Origin of the sequence: Paenibacillus sp. FSL R5-0475 (assembly GCF_038004585.1) — a bacterium.
Taxonomy (GTDB): Bacteria; Bacillota; Bacilli; order Paenibacillales; family Paenibacillaceae; genus Paenibacillus_AQ.
Genome location: NZ_JBBORK010000001.1, coordinates 68,795 through 85,766, shown reverse-complemented (window position 1 = coordinate 85,766; position 16,972 = coordinate 68,795). Strand labels below are relative to the sequence as shown.

13 protein-coding genes and 1 pseudogene are annotated in these 16,972 nt (G+C 43.3%); 3 read left to right on the top strand and 11 right to left on the bottom strand.

Translation table 11 applies throughout. From position 1 onward, the window contains the following. Window positions 1-131: 131 nt before the first annotated feature. From MKX41_RS00310 to MKX41_RS00285, 6 genes are all read right to left on the bottom strand, one after another. A complete protein-coding gene (locus tag MKX41_RS00310; RefSeq protein ID WP_340968053.1) occupies window positions 132-3,935 on the bottom strand; it encodes a GH32 C-terminal domain-containing protein in 3,804 nt (1,267 codons plus the stop codon). 87 nt (window positions 3,936-4,022) lie between these two features. Beyond that, the gene (locus tag MKX41_RS00305) at window positions 4,023-4,916 is read right to left on the bottom strand and encodes an ROK family protein (protein ID WP_340968052.1); all 894 of its coding nucleotides are present in this window, start codon (window positions 4,914-4,916) and stop codon (window positions 4,023-4,025) included. Between the two features lie 21 nt (window positions 4,917-4,937). Beyond that, window positions 4,938-6,419 (bottom strand): glycoside hydrolase family 32 protein, encoded by a 1,482-nt coding sequence (locus MKX41_RS00300; RefSeq protein WP_339245970.1) that lies wholly within the window; start codon window positions 6,417-6,419, stop codon window positions 4,938-4,940. A gap of 116 nt (window positions 6,420-6,535) precedes the next feature. Beyond that, window positions 6,536-8,146, bottom strand: coding sequence for an ABC transporter substrate-binding protein (locus MKX41_RS00295; RefSeq protein WP_042185869.1), 1,611 nt, complete (start codon window positions 8,144-8,146; stop codon window positions 6,536-6,538). Between the two features lie 61 nt (window positions 8,147-8,207). Next, window positions 8,208-9,089 (bottom strand): carbohydrate ABC transporter permease, encoded by an 882-nt coding sequence (locus MKX41_RS00290; RefSeq protein ID WP_042125286.1) that lies wholly within the window; start codon window positions 9,087-9,089, stop codon window positions 8,208-8,210. A gap of 17 nt (window positions 9,090-9,106) precedes the next feature. After that, window positions 9,107-10,000: an ABC transporter permease gene (locus MKX41_RS00285; protein ID WP_081382700.1), complete on the bottom strand. Its 894-nt coding sequence runs from the start codon at window positions 9,998-10,000 to the stop codon at window positions 9,107-9,109. A gap of 492 nt (window positions 10,001-10,492) precedes the next feature. Between MKX41_RS00285 and MKX41_RS00280 the strand changes: the two genes are divergently transcribed. Next, window positions 10,493-11,530, top strand: a complete 1,038-nt coding sequence (locus tag MKX41_RS00280; RefSeq protein ID WP_076298182.1) for a LacI family DNA-binding transcriptional regulator — start codon at window positions 10,493-10,495, stop codon at window positions 11,528-11,530. A gap of 198 nt (window positions 11,531-11,728) precedes the next feature. Here MKX41_RS00280 and MKX41_RS00275 read toward each other — a convergent pair whose 3' ends face one another. Beyond that, a complete protein-coding gene (locus MKX41_RS00275; RefSeq protein WP_340968051.1) occupies window positions 11,729-12,778 on the bottom strand; it encodes an NAD(P)-dependent alcohol dehydrogenase in 1,050 nt (349 codons plus the stop codon). A 120-nt stretch (window positions 12,779-12,898) separates the two neighbouring features. Here MKX41_RS00275 and MKX41_RS00270 point away from each other — a divergent pair, with 120 nt between their 5' ends. Continuing rightward, complete coding sequence (locus tag MKX41_RS00270; protein ID WP_149647909.1) at window positions 12,899-13,315, top strand: MerR family transcriptional regulator; 417 nt, start codon at window positions 12,899-12,901, stop codon at window positions 13,313-13,315. A gap of 72 nt (window positions 13,316-13,387) precedes the next feature. Here the strand turns inward: MKX41_RS00270 and MKX41_RS00265 are convergent, their stop codons facing one another. Beyond that, window positions 13,388-14,026: a YczE/YyaS/YitT family protein gene (locus MKX41_RS00265; protein ID WP_340968050.1), complete on the bottom strand. Its 639-nt coding sequence runs from the start codon at window positions 14,024-14,026 to the stop codon at window positions 13,388-13,390. Window positions 14,027-14,144: 118 nt separating this feature from the next. Here MKX41_RS00265 and MKX41_RS00260 point away from each other — a divergent pair, with 118 nt between their 5' ends. Beyond that, complete coding sequence (locus MKX41_RS00260) at window positions 14,145-14,348, top strand: hypothetical protein (protein ID WP_340968048.1); 204 nt, start codon at window positions 14,145-14,147, stop codon at window positions 14,346-14,348. Window positions 14,349-14,802: 454 nt separating this feature from the next. Here the strand turns inward: MKX41_RS00260 and MKX41_RS00255 are convergent, their stop codons facing one another. The 3 genes and pseudogenes from MKX41_RS00255 to MKX41_RS00245 form a co-directional block, all read right to left on the bottom strand. Next, window positions 14,803-15,435, bottom strand: coding sequence for a carbohydrate-binding family 9-like protein (locus MKX41_RS00255; protein ID WP_340968046.1), 633 nt, complete (start codon window positions 15,433-15,435; stop codon window positions 14,803-14,805). A 143-nt stretch (window positions 15,436-15,578) separates the two neighbouring features. Beyond that, a pseudogene (locus tag MKX41_RS00250) lies at window positions 15,579-15,904 on the bottom strand (sugar phosphate isomerase/epimerase family protein); the annotation flags it as partial. Between the two features lie 9 nt (window positions 15,905-15,913). Further along, window positions 15,914-16,897 carry a Gfo/Idh/MocA family protein gene (locus MKX41_RS00245; protein WP_340974778.1) on the bottom strand — a complete coding sequence of 328 codons (984 nt, stop codon included), beginning with the start codon at window positions 16,895-16,897 and terminating at the stop codon, window positions 15,914-15,916. Window positions 16,898-16,972: the final 75 nt, after the last annotated feature.

Below are 16,972 nucleotides of genomic sequence, written 5' to 3'. Positions count from 1 at the left end.
GCTTATTTAGCATTTTTACACATAAGCTGCTATATGCGATAAGTGAAACTCGTAGTTTCAATCTTAAGATCGACTTCTTAAGAAGAGCCGCCAATTTTAGCCGCTCTCCCATTAGTTCCATCATTCTCATGTTAATTCGTAATTACCCATTTTTGCCGATCAAGAGTAGGATCAAATTCGCTTAGAGACAATGTTGTTCCATCCGCTGATACTTCCAGCGCTTTCTTATGATGAGCAGAAATAATACTTACGGTACCATCATCATTTTTGTGAAAAATCCAACGCTGATTGTTATATCCGAGATAAGGGTATAACTGAATTTTATTTTGCCCTGTGTCTAGATCAAGCGCCTGACCGGCTGTTGTACGAATGGAATAGGAACCTGCATCATCCCCCGTCGGCACGAATACCCACTTCTGATCCGTAGAATCATTCGCATCCTTCAGGGTAACAGCTTCACCATTTGCAAGATTTGCTGTATAGAGAGATTTGTGTAGTTTTGCATTTACTAGACTGGATGTGGTCAAGTTGGCAGGTGTTTCTCCGCTCACGTTAACGTTTTGATATGAAACATATCCACCAAATACATGTAATCCAAAGCAACCTTCTGCAAAAGTGCCATCCTGCAGGTCGATCACTTTCTGCCCGTCCACATAAACTACAATATGCGGGCCCTTCGCTTCGATTTTTACTTTATAGGTTTGACCCGGCTGAATGAACGTCGGAACTTTCGCCAGTATTTGACGCTCTTCAAAACGGCCTTCGATTTTATAAAAGAGACGTACGGACTTCATATTCGGATCCAGATTTAAGTAGTATCCGCTGCGTCCATCTTCGCTGGCGCGGAACAACATAGAGCCTGCTCCCCCGGATTTCCCTAACATCATATCTGCTTCATAAGTAAAGTCTCCAGCCTGCTTCGCTGCGATATAATTCGCGTCACTCAAGTAATTTCCACGAATTCCATTTTCACTAATGACCCAAGAGGCTGCAGAAAGATCTTTAGTCCATCCACCTAAGTTCGTATGAAATTCACCATCAGTTACCTTAACTAATACGCTTGTTGATGTCTTCCCATTTGGAGTAGAGACAGTAATGATAGACTCGCCTTCTTTTTTTCCTACAATGGTTGCCTGTGAGTTATCTGCCATGTTTAGTTCAACTACATCTTTGTTACTGGAATTCCATTTCAGCGGCTGTGCACCATTGCCTGTTCCATTCTCTACCATTGCCAAGAGTTTGTCGCTTTGCCCCTTGCTCAGTTCACGATCATTTGTATCCATCATTATCTTGGTAGCGGAATTGGACTCCTGATTCCATACAGAGCCTAACCGATTCACCTTCAGAGATACGACCTTTACGTTGCCTCCATTGGTGTAAAAGCTCAAAGCTCTGCTGGCTGGATCCGGAAAAATGACATCAGAGAAAACGACTTTACCGTTGTTGCCAAAAACCTCAACAGAAGACTCGTCTACAAGGATACGCATCTTAATACGCTTATTCTCCGTTTGCATTGACGCTTCATGTCTTGTACTAAATAAACTCGAAAAATCCGTCAAACCAGATGCAGACCGATCCACGAAAATCTGACTCTCACTAGGTTTATATCCAACTACCGTTTTCTGACTTCCACCTACACGAACGTTAAAACCAAATTCACTTACCTGACTGTCTGCAGGAATTTCTACTTCAGCTTCAATCTCGTATGCACCAGAAGTAACGCCTTTCAGTAGGTTCTGAGAAGAAGGACTCACCACTTTATTAGCTGTAGAATACAGCTGACTACGCAGCGATTGGAGCTCCTTGATTGGGCTTTGAACGAGCTGAATCCCATCTTTAGTCGTTACTAATGAGACTTCCCTTGGGATTGACAGTACGCCCTTCCAATGGTTCGTTGGAAAAGCAAACGGATAGTCCCAGTTTGTCATCCAAGCCATCATTACACTGCGATGATCTGGCATGTTTGAAAAAGACATTGATGCATAGAATTCTTTTCCAAAATCAGTTCGCAATACTATGCCTGCCGGATTATCATTTACGAATTTACCTTCCGCTGTTAAATGACCCACAAAATATTCAGCATCTGATCCGCCTGTTTTTGAATTCGCTCCTGTACTAATCATCAGAACCCACTTCTTCTGTGATGTTCCGTCTACCGAAAGCTGAAGCAAATCCGGACATTCCCATACACCGCCGCGAACATAGTCCCCGTATCCCCAACTATCTGTCAGGGTCCAATCAAGTAGATTCGTTGAAGTAAAGAAACGAATATGATCTCCACCGGATACAACCATTACCCACCTGTTATTGTCGTTATCACGAATCACTTTCGGATCACGGAAATCCCAACCTCCAGGCTCATCTCCATTATCGCCGGGATTTCCAATAACAATTGGACGTTCCTTGGAATATTCCCAAGTACGACCTTGGTCCTTGCTGTATGCAAGACCGATACGCTGATTCCCATTCGGGCCATCGGGATTATAGGAAGTGTAGTAGGCAATTAGCCCCTTACCTCCTGAATCCCCGAACAAGCCTGATGCATTCGTCAAATCTGCCACAGCCGATCCAGACCAGACATGTCCATGATCATTCCACGGTAGCGCAATCGGAAGCCGCTTCCAGTTCAGCATATCTTTACTGACAGAATGTGCCCATGTGCCTCCGTCCTGATGGAATAGATGATATTCTCCTTCGAAATAGACCAGTCCATTCGGATCACTTGCAGAACCACGAATTGGCGTATAGTGATATTGAGGACGATATTTTTCATTATAATAACTGCTAGCATCCGTCACATAAGTATCCTGGAAGTAAGCCGTTCCTTGTTTAACGACGATTCCTGCATATCCATCGGTGTAGGTTTTATCTGTTAGATCGATTGCAGCCGGGGTGTATCCGTCTAGGAAGACCTGAATTCTGTTTCCACTTGCCTTTATCTCTACGTGATGTTTTGCTCCGGTCTGACTTGGATAGGTATGCTGTGAACTTGCAATGTTTGTTCCGTTAGCTTTCGTCAAGCTTACACGGACCTGATTTCCTTCCTTCGTAAGGGCAGCTTCATATCCCTTTGTTCCATCAGCCGATGAACGAAAGGGGAGCGCTGCAACAGAATCAGGACGAAGAGATATATTACCTTCATATACAAAATCAGCAGCTTGTTTGTTATATATTTGCAGTGACTTACTCTGGTTTGCTACCATTCCTTTTTTGCCGCTGATATTAGGCTGCCATTGTCCTTGATTTGTAACCACAGCACCTAGATTTCCTTTCAGATCACTTACGATTATGTTTTGGAACAAAACAGAACCATCCCATACATTGAGTCCTAGCTTACCTGTACGATACGCGTTATCCTGAACCTCAATAACAGGTTTATATGCATTGTCCCAATATACTTTCAGCGATGACCCCTCTGCTTTCACCTTGAGATGATAGATTTCGCCTACCTTGACTGTAACTTTTCGCTCCTCTTTTAATTTCCCTTCACCACCACTTGCGTCTTGTAAACGAATCATACCTGCATTCGGTACGATTTGGAGCATGTAGGAACCCCAGCCATCTTCATTAGAACGGAACAATAAGGTCGCGTCAGCTTGCATATCCTTAATCATGACGTCAGCTTCATAGATAAAATCCTCTGACACCGTTTCGGAGATTGCCATTACATTTTCTTTTGGATCGGAAGACAGTAAGATTCCTTCAGGAGTATCCACCAAGTTACCTTTTCCTTTTATTTGCCAACCTGTCAAATTCGTATTTGTATTGGTTACGCTTTCAAAAATAGAAAGTCCCTCCTTAGCTCGTTTGCTTACCTCCTGTTCAGCGAGCGCAGCCCATCCAGTCCCGGGATTTGCTACATAAATGCCTGCTGAAGTCATTACAAGTCCTGTTGCCATAAGAAAGCATATTGCGACTTTTCCTTTATTTTTCATCTTCTTTGCCCTCTTTTTCTATCATTAATTTTGAAAAACAAGAAGGAGGCCAATTCGTTACTGCACTGACCTCCTCTATATATTCTTTTACAATTGAGCAGAAATCTTACTTTCCAGTGCTGTGAGTCCAAGAGCCAGAGCACCGCATAATCCCGCCTGTTGGCCTAGTCCTGGTGGAACGATATACTCATCTATGTGTTCCAAAATAGTACTTGAGCTGACATAGCCGTTCAGGTTCTGAAGCACAGCCTGACGGATCAGTGGAAACAATTGTGACTGCTGCATAACACCACCACCCAGAATGATTTTCTGAGGAGAGTTAAGCAATATAGCACCCGTAATCGACTGTGCAATATAAAATGCTTCCATTTCCCATGCAAGATGATCCATAGGAAGTTCATGGCCCTTCTTCCCCCACCTTGCTTCAATAGCAGGACCTGCCGCCATCCCTTCTAGGCAGTCCCCATGATAGGGACATCCCCCTGGGAATACATCGTCAGGATGGCGTCTCGTAAGAACATGACCCCCTTCAGGATGTACAAGACCATGAATGAGTTTACCTTCTGAATACACTCCCACACCAACACCCGTGCCAACTGTATAGTACAAACAGCTGGATAACCCTTGAGCAGCGCCCCATTTGGCTTCACCAAATGCCGCTGCATTGACATCCGTGTCCCATCCAAAAGGAACCGAAAAGTTTCTTTTCAAAGTGCCCAGCATATCGTAATTTCCCCACCCTGGCTTTGGTGTTGTTGTAACGTAACCATACGCCCTGCTATCTGTGTGAATATCAATCGGACCAAACGATCCAATTCCGATAGCTTCTACTTGCTTGCCTTGAAAATATTGAATAACTTTGGGCAACGTCACCTCAGGATGTTCTGTTGGGAAACTAATCTGATCTTCAATTTCCCCATTTACATTCCCAATGCCACATATAAACTTCGTCCCGCCAGCTTCAATCGCTCCTATACGCATATACATGACTCCTCTCGATGACTAATTCTTGTCTTGCTCAGCAGAGGGAGTAAGCTCAGAGATATCCAGAGAAATCAGCAAGTCATTCTCATTTTCTGCAAACACAGCTATACCTTTAGATTCTAGTCCAGGGAATATAAGATCCGTAATCACTGCCTGACCACCATTACTGAACGCCTCAACTGAAGAGCGATCCACAAAAATACGGAGATCATTTGACTCATCAAGCGCTTCGAGCTTGGCTGAATGATGTCCTACGAAATGTTCGTGGAAATCATGCTGACCTGAAGCCATCCGATCTACATAAAGCTCCTCTGTCTCACCGTTAATACCGATTATTGTTTGACTATCCGCACCTACTCTTACTTTGAAGCCTACAGATTTACCTCGAGTAAACTCAGCTATAATCTCATAAGATTCCAAGTGAATCTCCTTAAGAAGAGTATTGATTTCTTGCACCGTTGCCTCTTTCACAGAAAGGACTTGTACACGAGCAGATTCCAACTCTTGTACCGGCTTCTGTACAAGAAAGATCTCCCCTTGTCTTGATTCGAGTTGAAGTTCCCTTGCAATCGTCATCGCGCCGCGGAATTCTTCTGCCGGCGTCTTGTTAGCATACATCCAGTTGCTCATCCAGCCGATAAATAGTCGTCTTCCATCTTCAGCCGGTATATCGGACCAGCTTACACCTGCATAATTATCTCTTCCATAATCAATCCAGCGAACTTTTATCGAATCTTCATCTGGCGTGAACACTTCTCCATCAAAATCCCCTGTGAAATACTGAGTTCTTGACCCTTCGACAAAAGCGGGATCCGCACCGATGCTCACAAGCATCACCCATTTCGTGTTCGAATGATCGCCATCAATAGCAAGTGGGAACAAGTCTGGGCATTCCCATACCCCGTCATGAGAACCGATTCCGTTACCAAATTCGCTGGCATATGTCCAGTTAATTAGATCAGGAGAATGATATAAACACACCGTTTGACCACAAGCTACAATCATCACCCATTGATTCGTATCTTGATTCCAAAATACTTTGGGGTCACGGAAATCAATGAATGTATCATGTTCAAGTACCGGGTTTCCTTCATACTTCGTCCAGGTTCTTCCGTTATCTTTACTGTAGGCCAAGCTTTGACGCTGAATGGCTGGCTTGCCTTCTGGCATATCCAAATGATGCGTAAAAATCGCTACTAAACCTGGTTTACCTTCAAAAAATCCAGTCGTATTATTCCAGTCAACTACAGCACTGCCGGAAAAAATCATACCTAATTCATCTGGAGCGAGAGCGATAGGCAGTTCCTCCCATGTAACAAGATCCTTGCTGACCGCATGGCCCCAGTGCATAGCTCCCATGGTCATTCCACCCGGATGGTGCTGAAAGAACAAATGATATTCACCCTCAAAATAAACCATTCCGTTTGGATCGTTCATCCACTTTTCCTTAGGAGAAAAATGATACACACCTCGGTAATTTTGTTTCGCAATCGTAGACATTATTGTTTTCTCCTTTACTCCCGTTCTAAGATCATCTCTCTTTATATAGATGAAGGTCGTGTATAGCAGTGTAACTGCATGGAACACGGCCTTCATCCCACAATATTAATCATTTGTTATTGGGTTGCTCTATCATATCCGCCTTGTTTAATTTCAAGCCATTCTTGCAAGCCCAGACGATCCAATTCTTTCAGATATTCATCCCACTGCGCTTCGATTTTACCGTTTTGGTACCATTCTGTGCGCATTCTAAGCACGTAGGCAAAAAGATCCGTTTCAATTGTCGTAAGGCGATCAAGCTCTTGAATGGAGTGGAATACACTCGGCATTACGTTTTCTGCTTTCATCTTTGGCGCCATGATATTCTTGATAATATCCATTCTGCTTTTGGCATCATCCGGCATGGTTGTGTATTTCCCATAATAAGAATCAAGAATAGCTAGGGGTCCACCGACACTTGTTTTCTCACGTAGTTCTACAGGAGCTGCACCCTCCAGCGGCAAATGTTTCAGCATTCCTTTTTCTTTATCAAATTCGAAAATATTCTGCTGTTTTTCATCTCCATACGTCCCCCAGTTGTTCTGTACAGATTGAATCGGATCGAAGAGTTGATCAACCCATTTCGCTGTCGTTTCCAAGTTCTTATTGGCGCTTGTGACAACCATCTTACCTCTTCCCAAACCAAGCGCGTTCGTTCTTGTTACGTTAACTTCACCATCGGGTCCAGCAAGTGGAGGCATAACTTCGTAGCTGTCATTATCTCCGGTGATGTTGGCCTTATCCCATGAGAAGTAAAGTCCGTATTTCTGATCCTTTCCTTTTGCAAGGTAAGTACTCCAGTCTTGTGTGTAGGCTTCAATATCAATGAGTCCTTCTTTATACAGCTCGTTAATAAAAGAAACTGCTTCCTTGTAGTCTTCTTGTGCCGCCGTAAATATCACTTTCCCATCATTGCTCACAACCGCATGGTCAGGGTTCTCACCCAATCCAAACGAAGCAAATAGGAATGCCAGATCTTCTGCTCCCGGCTTGTTAATAAAGGACAATGGAATTTCGTCAGCCTTACCGTTGCCATTTGGATCTTTTGTCTTGAATGCAATTAATACTTCCTTTAATTCTTCTGTTGTTTTAGGCATATCAAGGCCAAGCTTCTTAAGCCATTCCACATTGATCCAAGGCATACTATCTACCGCCTGGATTCTTTCTTTACCGCTACCCAGCTCTTCAATCCATGGAAAGGCATAAATATTGCCATCTGGTGCCGTAATCATACTCTTATATTCTGGTGCTTCTTCCAGCACCTTTTTGAAGTTTGGCATATTGTTTTCGATGAGATCATTCAGCGGAACGATGGCACCATCTTTAGCAAGCTTGAGCAGCTCATAGTCACTATAGTCCGCATTAAAAATTGCATCAGGAAGATCACCACTTGCCACAGCCAAGTTTCTTTTTTCAACAAATACGTCTTTCGTGAAATTCTTCCAATTAATATGAACATTCGTCTTTTCTTCAAGACGTTTATTAATCAGTTTTTCATTTGGATCAGTTGGTGCAAGTGGAGAGCTTTGCGTAATAAAGTTCAAAGTTACTTTACCGCTGGCGTCCTGTTCTTTACTAGCTGCACTTCCCCCTCCTCCTCCACCGCATGCACTAAGGAACATAAGTGAAGCAAGTACAGTTACAGAAGCTGCTTTCGTCGAAACTCTTGATTTCTTAATTCTTTTCATAGGGTATGACCTCCAAATTAGATATGAATGAATTAATCTTTATCTATGTGCAGCCTGTTTCCTACTTAAGGGAACCGACCATAACACCTTTTTCAAAGTACTTCTGGAAGAACGGATACATAACAATGAGTGGCAAACTGGAAACAACGATGGCAGCATACTTGATGATTTCAGACAATCGTTTCATTTCCGCCATGGCGAGTTGATCGCTGATCATGCCCGGATCTACCTGATTCTGGATCAAGATGGAACGCAACACGAGCTGCAGTGGATGAAGATTAGGATTATCTAAATAGATCATAGCGTCAAAGTAGGAATTCCACTGGCCAACAAAGGCATAAAGAGCGAGCACAAAAACAATCGGTTTGGAGAGCGGTAATACGACACTGAAGAAAATCCGCATCTCCGAAGCTCCATCTACATTAGCGGCTTCCTTCATTTCATTCGGAACTCCTTTGAAGAAAGTTCTAGAGAGAATAATGTTCCAAACATTGACTGCCCCTGGAATGATCACCGCCCATACCGTATCAAGCAGACCAAGGTTCTTAACGAGCAGATATGTAGGTATGAGTCCACCCCCAAAGAACATGGTGATAATAAACAATGTCATGAAGAACCCTTTTCCTTTGAGCCTGTCATCGGACAGTGCGTACCCTGCACAGATTGAGACGAGAACGGTAATCATAGCAAATGAAACAGAGTATAAAACAGAGTTTCCAAAACCTCGGATCATGGCCGGATTAGAAAGAATTTTTTTATACCCTTCTAATGACCAGTCTGAAAGATTGAATGATAATCCTTTACTGAGCAGCACAGATGGATCCATAAAAGAAGCAATCACTACATAAATCAAAGGAAGTACGATGATAAGTACGGCCAGTGTCAGGAAGATCGCGTTCAGCACGACGATAAAGCGATCTAATCCGGAATGTTTAATAGGCATAGCTTGTTGCTCCTTTCTTAGTAAAGACCTTCACCCTCATTCAGTTTCTTCACGGTGAAGTTAACTGTGAGGAGCAAGACGATGTTGATGATAGAGTTAAACAATCCTACTGCGGCTGAATAGGCATAATCGCCCGACTGCAAACCAATTTTATAAACGTAAGTCGGAATGATTTCTGAGGTTGGTAAGTTCATCGCCGTTTGCATGAGATAGGCTTTTTCGAAGCCAATGGACATAATCCCACCAGCTGCAAGGATAAATACGATAGCCATAATTGGACGAATGGTTGGCAGATCGATATGGCGTATTCTTTGTAGAAGATTAGCGCCATCGAGATTGGCTGCATTATGTAACTCAGGATCGACATTAGCAAGCGCTGCTACATAAATAATGGATGCCCAACCGGCTCCGGTCCAAATATCAGATAAAATGTAAATCGAACGGAAGTACTCGGGACGAGACATGAACATAATTGGTTCACCTGTAAGCCAGGTAAAAAACTGGTTAATCGGTCCCGTTGGGGACAAGAAGATAAACAACATCCCGACCACAACGACAACAGAAATAAAGTTAGGTGCATACAAGAACAATTGAATGTTCTTTTTGACGCCTGCACGGCGAATTTGATTCAACATTAAGGCAAGCAGGATCGGAATTGGAAAACTCAGAATTAATCCGAAGAAACTTAATTTAAGCGTATTCAAAAAGATCACTTCGAAATTGGGAGAAGAAAGGAATTTCTCGAAGTTGTACAAACCTACCCATTCACTCCCCATGATTCCTTTGATTGGGCTGAAATCTTTAAAGGCTATAATCGCACCATACATAGGACCGTATTTAAAAATAAGGGTCAGAATCACAGCTGGTGCGAGCAAAATATAAAGAAAGTAGTGCTTCTTTAAATAATCCATTAAGGAACTCTTATGTCGCGTCACCGTTATTCCGTGTTCGGCTTCTATTGGGTTATGCAATGCCTTTACCTCCGTTCTTATCAATGTTTACATCTTGATGCAGTAAGGGCTTTCAATCTCACTTATGTCCTGCTGCTTTTACAATTTACCAAACACTTAATCGTCCGTCAATACATTTTGTAAAAATATTTATGTGCATATGACAAATTATTCTGTTCATAAATGACGTATACTATTTTACATAATTACAAATACAGCCAAATTAAATAAGGATATATACTTTAATCTCATGATTTTCTCTAAAATATGAAAACAAAGCTATTTTTTTGCACATATTCAACCTAATAAAATGTAAACTAAATTGTGCATTTGTAAATATCATGTTGCTATTTTTAGCAAACTAATATACATTAAAGAGAGTTGGAATAATGGCAAATAGTACACTATTTGTGGCGAATATTAAGAACAAGAATATAGAGGTGAATTACATAGGTGGCCAGAGAAAAAGTAACCATACAAGATATCGCGGATGCTTTAGGAATCTCCAGAAATACAGCTTCTAAAGCCCTAAATGGAACGAACGGTATACCTGATGAAACCAGAAACAAAGTAATTAAGAAAGCAATAGAGTTAAAATATAAACAATTTGCATTTATGGACACCGAGAGTGTTCAATCAAGAAACTCTGGAAACATCGCTTTATTGACAGAAAACTTACCTAACACTTCCCATTTTGGGTCGAAACTGATCAGTGGCATGGAAAAAAGAATCAGTGCAGAGGGATATAATTTATCCATGCACATTATTAGAGACATTGATCAAGAGTCCCTGTCTCTTCCAAATAATTTTGATGTCTCCAATGTAGACGGAATTATTTGTATTGAGTTGTTCAATTCGGAATATAGTAAGTTGATTACAAATCTAGGTATTCCAACTATTTTCATCGACTGCTCTGCAGATGTCTGTTACCCTGAATTCCAAGCAGATGTACTTCTCATGGAGAACGAACACAGCACATACCAACTTACCAAAAAGTTAATTGAGGGCGGTTACAAATCACTGGGGTTCATCGGGGACTATAATCACTGTAGGAGTTTTAATGAAAGATGGGTGGGCTTTAATCGCGCACTAATAGAATCTGGGATTCAGCTTGATCTCACACAATGCATTCTCGATGACGATCAACTATTTTTCTCAAGTCCAGAGTGGGCAGATACTAGACTAAGTCAAATCAATGAGCTCCCTTCTGCTTTCGTGTGTGCTAACGATTATATTGCGGTTACCTTTATGAAGTCACTCAAAAATGTGCTTTCCATTCCTAACGACATCGTCATTTGTGGTTTTGATAACGGTCCTGAATCAAGCATTGTAGAACCCCATCTTACTACGGTTCATATTTATAGTAATGAGATGGGTGTCAAAGCAGCCGAAATGCTACTTTCCCGAATTCATGATCCGAAGCAACCCTATCAGGTTTCTCATATTTATACCAAACTCATCATAAGAGACTCTACACCTAATATCAGTTGATGAATTCATAATTTTGAGATAAAAAAATAACCTATGAAAATGAAGCAAAGAACCCAAGCGATTTAAAATTCAATCGCTTGGGTTCTTTATGTTTGTTAGACTACAAGAATGACCGTCTACTCCCTTTATTGGGACGATAGCTCTTAATGGCATTAATCAAGCCGATGCACGATGTGATGTCAACAAAGAGGGCGTCTCTTATTCATTCCCCATCGTGCTGATGTCGATGACGAACCGGTAACGGACATCTGAAGCAAGGACACGCTCCCAGGCTTCATCAATCCGATCAGCAGAAATGACCTCGATTTCAGATGCAATATTATGTTCAGCGCAGAAATCAAGCATTTCTTGAGTTTCACGAATTCCGCCAATCATCGATCCGGCAAACGAGCGGCGGTGGCCGATCAGCGAGAATACGTTTACTGCCAAAGGATCAGCAGGCGCACCGACATTGACTAATGTACCATCCAGCGCCAAGAGCGAAAGATAGGCATCGATATTAATCTGCGCGCTTACAGTATTTACGATTAGATCGAACGAACCGGCAAGCTGTTTAAATGTCTCCGGATCGCTAGTGGCATAATAATGATCCGCCCCTAATTGCAATCCGTCTTCCTTCTTCTTCAGGGACTGTGATAAAACAGTAACCTCAGCCCCCATGGCATGAGCGATCTTCACAGCCATATGTCCAAGCCCACCAAGACCCACTACAGCTACTTTTTTACCGGGAGCGGCACCCCAATGACGCAGAGGTGAATAGGTGGTGATTCCTGCACACAGAAGCGGTGCAGCAGCATCAAGCGGAATACTGTCAGGGATCCGAACCACAAAATCCTCGGTTACGACGATATGAGTGGAGTAGCCGCCTTGCGTATACTGCCCGTACCGGTCGATAGCTCCATAGGTGCCCGTATTTCCACTCAGGCAATACTGCTCCTCACCTTTATGGCAATTACTGCACTCTCCACAGGAGTCAACCATACAACCTACCCCTACCCGGTCACCCACTGAGTACTTTGTGACTTCAGAACCAATCTGGCTGACAATTCCGGCGATCTCATGCCCCGGAACGAGTGGATAGTTGACGGGTCCCCATTCCCCCCGGGCAGTATGAATGTCCGAGTGGCAAATGCCAGCGTATTTAATCTCAATAAGAACATCGTGCGGCTGCAGTTCTCGGCGTTCGATTGTGGTTAGCTTGAATGGACCTTCCTGACTGAATGTAGCGCGTGCATTAACTTTTATCATAGTGAAACCTCTCTTCTGGTTAATAATAAAATCTAAAACGTCAGCTTTACAAAACATATGTTATTACTTAAAGTTAACTCTAAGTCAAGCACAAAATATATTTAAGATTGGAGATAGATGATGAAGACATACTCCATAAGTGAAGTTGCAGAGTCCTTTAACATGACGCCACATACCCTGCGTTACTATGACAAGGAAGGTCTTTTCCCTTCTATAGAAAGAACCTCCGGCGGTAAACGTATATTCAAACAATCCGATATGGACGCTTTAAAGGTAATTGAATGCCTGAAGTCATCCGGGATGCCAATTAAAGAAATAAAACATTTCATTGAGTGGTGCTCAGAGGGGGATTCCACCTTACAGCAAAGATATGACATGTTTCTGGAGCGGAAAGCTTCCGTAGAAGCGCAGATGGAAGAATTAAAAAAAACGATGGAAGTCATAGAACACAAATGCTTCTACTACAAGACTGCCTTGGATAGTGGTACGGAAGATATCCATAAAAATAATAAAATAAAAAGTTTATCCGCTCATTAGGAATGTACCTTCAAATTACAGTAAAGGCGGGGCAGATTGATCTGCCCCGCCTTTCTTTAATTCATAAACTTTTTAATTGGTACGCCTTTTTGCCAGAAGCTTCTCCGTAAAATTCACATCAAAAAAATGAATGATGGGTCCCAGACCAAGTGCTGACACCAAAGTTCCTAAGCCTACAATGCCTCCTGCCAGGAAACAAATCAGAGCACAAAGAGCATCCGTAAACATCCGGTGCCAAAAATAAGATATTTTAGGGAAGTTCTCTCTCATAATCAGGGACAAGCTGTCGTAGGGAGCTACTCCTACCTTCGATGTCTGATACAGGGACACCCCAAAACTGCATACCACCACGCCAATTGCTACGATAACCACTCGCTGCCATAACAAATGAGGTTCGCCGAACAGAGATAGCCAATTATTATGAAAGAAAGTAGCAATATATCCTAAAAGAATTGCGTTTACGAAAGTCCCGACTCCAATAAACTTTCGTCCTGTTATGAATTCGATTACAAACAATACAAGGTTCAGTAAGATCAAAAAATTCGCATATGTTATACCGACGCTCTCTGCAAGTGCCATTGCCATACCGCTGAAGGGATCATTCCCCATACCGGACAGCTTGAAAATACTAATTCCCATGCCCAGAAATACATTGCCGATAATCATAATAAGCAATCGTTTTTTATCGACGTTATGAATATATCCCCTCATATTGTCCATCCTATTTTCATATTAAAAATGCAACTTACAATAACGACGTCATTATATCATATTTTCTTGATTTGGATTGGAAAGAAATACAAAGATTACACAGAAAGGAGACGATTAAATGAAGGACGACAAGAAAGCTCCGCTTGATGGACGCGGCCCGGGTGTTGATCTCATAACCGAACCCGATTCAAACCTGGCTGGCGATATGGGGGCAACAGGTAAGCTGGAAGAAATCGTGGGTGCTTTACAGGGCGACGAACCAGAGATCACAGCTCCCGGCATTTCTCCTGATAAACAAAAAAATACAGAAACAACGGACTGAACATTATTTGAAGGGAACATTCCAGGAAAGAGGCTTTTTCCAAATACCAAGTAAAGTCGGTAATATCAATATCACTTTCAACTACAATTTTATTCCTATATATCGATAAACTGAAAACCATCTCATTCGTATTAAATATAAGCAAATCGCATCCGGCTTTAGAATCTCTTCGTAACAGTTGAATTCCAATTGTTTCTTTTTGTGCCTGATTAATTTTTAAAATATTCAAGATGTTGTTTCTATTAATAGTTTCACATAACCAATTGAAATCATCATCATCACCTATCGGTAGAAATGTAACAATCCCCTTACTATCGACGTAATCCCAACCTTCATTTACAAAGTGCTGAATTAAATTTGGTACTGATAAAATTGCACGACTACGCTCGCTAAAAAAACCTCCAACCCCGTATATGCGGCTTCGGAAGTTATTCATTGACGCTGCATTTAGCAGTTACTCTAAGTACAGAATCCCAAAATCACAGCTTCTATGAAAATCTGGTTTGTTCGAATGAACTTTGCTCCATGTTCCAAAATGCGGATAGGTCGTATCGTCGCCGCACTTGTAAAAGTTACCTCTTATCCTTTTTCCCGGCACTGCCCGAAAATCCGAAAAATAAGATTGTACCCAAGCCCATGAGATCGAAAAGCTTAATTCCCAATACACTTCTCCTTTATCATTGATTTGATCCGTGGTGCATAGGACGTGGAAAAGTGCCGGATTGATAGTGATTGGGAAGCGATCATACCGATCCGCTCCTATCTGCAAGAGAATTGCGCCATTCGCATTAAATTCGAAATTCATATAGCGCTGGTCCGAATCAGGAGTAGGCTGAAAAAAGAACTCGATGCAGCTATCCTTATACACGGGATCATTCATGTTTCTATATGTTCGTATTGGATTCTTTTCGTAAACCTTAAACTGAAGCTTCAGATCCTCCTGACTGTAATTTAATCTTGCTGTAACGACCGGGTTATACCCTTTAAGCCATTGATACTGCTTGATGATCTGGACTTCTTCTGTATCTGAACCACCCGTCTGATTTGCCAGGCGGGAAATTACTAAGGTTTCTAATTTTCTTTCCATGGTTCATTCCCTTCTGTTCGGAATCCCACTGGGGCTAACACAGCAAAACAACCCCATTAATTAACTTGATTATTTAAACCCGCGATTCCCCGGTTTTCCAATACGCAGTTTCGATCCCCGAGATTTCGCACGGCCGTCTGCCGTTACATGTATTGGCGGATGAAGGAGACCGCCCGCTCTATATCCCTCTCGGGCGCATCCCCCCGTATCCGCTCTCCTGCAAGGCGGCGAAGTAGGCGTCAAAATCTACCTTCCCCTCGCCCAACGGAACCTCCTGGAATATGACTCCGGAGCTTACAAGCTCTGCAATCCGTTGATGATCCAGCGGCTGGTATCCGACGGCACCGTACACATCCCTCGGATCGACCGGCTGATGTCGGATGCTGTCCTTCACATGGATGTGGACGATATAGTCCTTCAGCAGGTGTATATCATACACCGGGTCATCCCCTGTTACCATCACCATGTTGGTCCAGCCTTATTTCGCGCAAGGTAACGTAATTCCTTCATGGATCGCCCGGTCGGCCAGGAGAGCGATATCCATCGCCCGGCATGCATCCTCCATAGTCGGTATAGCGGGCAAGTTGTTCTCCAGCATGGACAGGAAATAGTCCAGTTGGGCACCCGTAGGCTTCACGGAGAAGTCCATATTGATCATCCGGACCGTTCCTTTCCGGTAGTCTTCGACCTCGACCAGATTTCCCAGATGCTGATCCTCTCGCGGTCGATCGTTCTTGTAGATGATGCGGATCCGGCCTGCCGGTCCGATGAATTCCTTACGGTTATCAGTCGGAAGCCCCTTACCCCACCCCGTCTCAAAGTAGCCGATGGAGCCATCCGACAGACGGAGGGTCATGAGTCCGTAATTGTAAGTGTACGGTGGGACTTCTTCATAGAGACGCTGCCCGATCCCGTTGACGCTTACCACTTCCGCCCCTGTAGCCCAACGCATCACATCGATATAATGGACGCCGCAATCCACGATCGGTGAGACATCCCGGAGCAGGGACAATTGGGAAGCCCAATTTTTGGAGGGCTTCAATTGGGATAACCGGATGACCAAGGGGAAGCCGATAGCGCCCTCCCGGATCATCTTCATAACCGCCTGGTACGTGGTGTTATGGCGAAGGATGTGACCGATCAGGACCTTGGTTTTGGCTCCACGGGCAAGCTTCATGAATCCCTGCGTTTCCCGTGCATTACCCGCCATCGGCTTCTCGCATAGGATATGTTTCCCTGCAGCGAGACAATCTTTTGCGATCTCCAGATGGGAGGATGGGTACGTGGCGATAATGACCAGATCCACATCGTCACGCTCGATCAAGGCCCGGTAATCCGTGCTCCAACACTCGGCTCCGTATTGGCCTGCCACTAAGGAGGCCCTCTCCCGGTTCCAATCCGCCACGCCGATCAACCGGACCCGCTCCTGTCGTGATATCGCGTCCAAGTGGAGAGAGCCCATATAACCGCAGCCTATCACGACCGCCCCGTACTTTTTCATGATGCATCCATCCTATCCTTCTCACTCGCGGAGGTT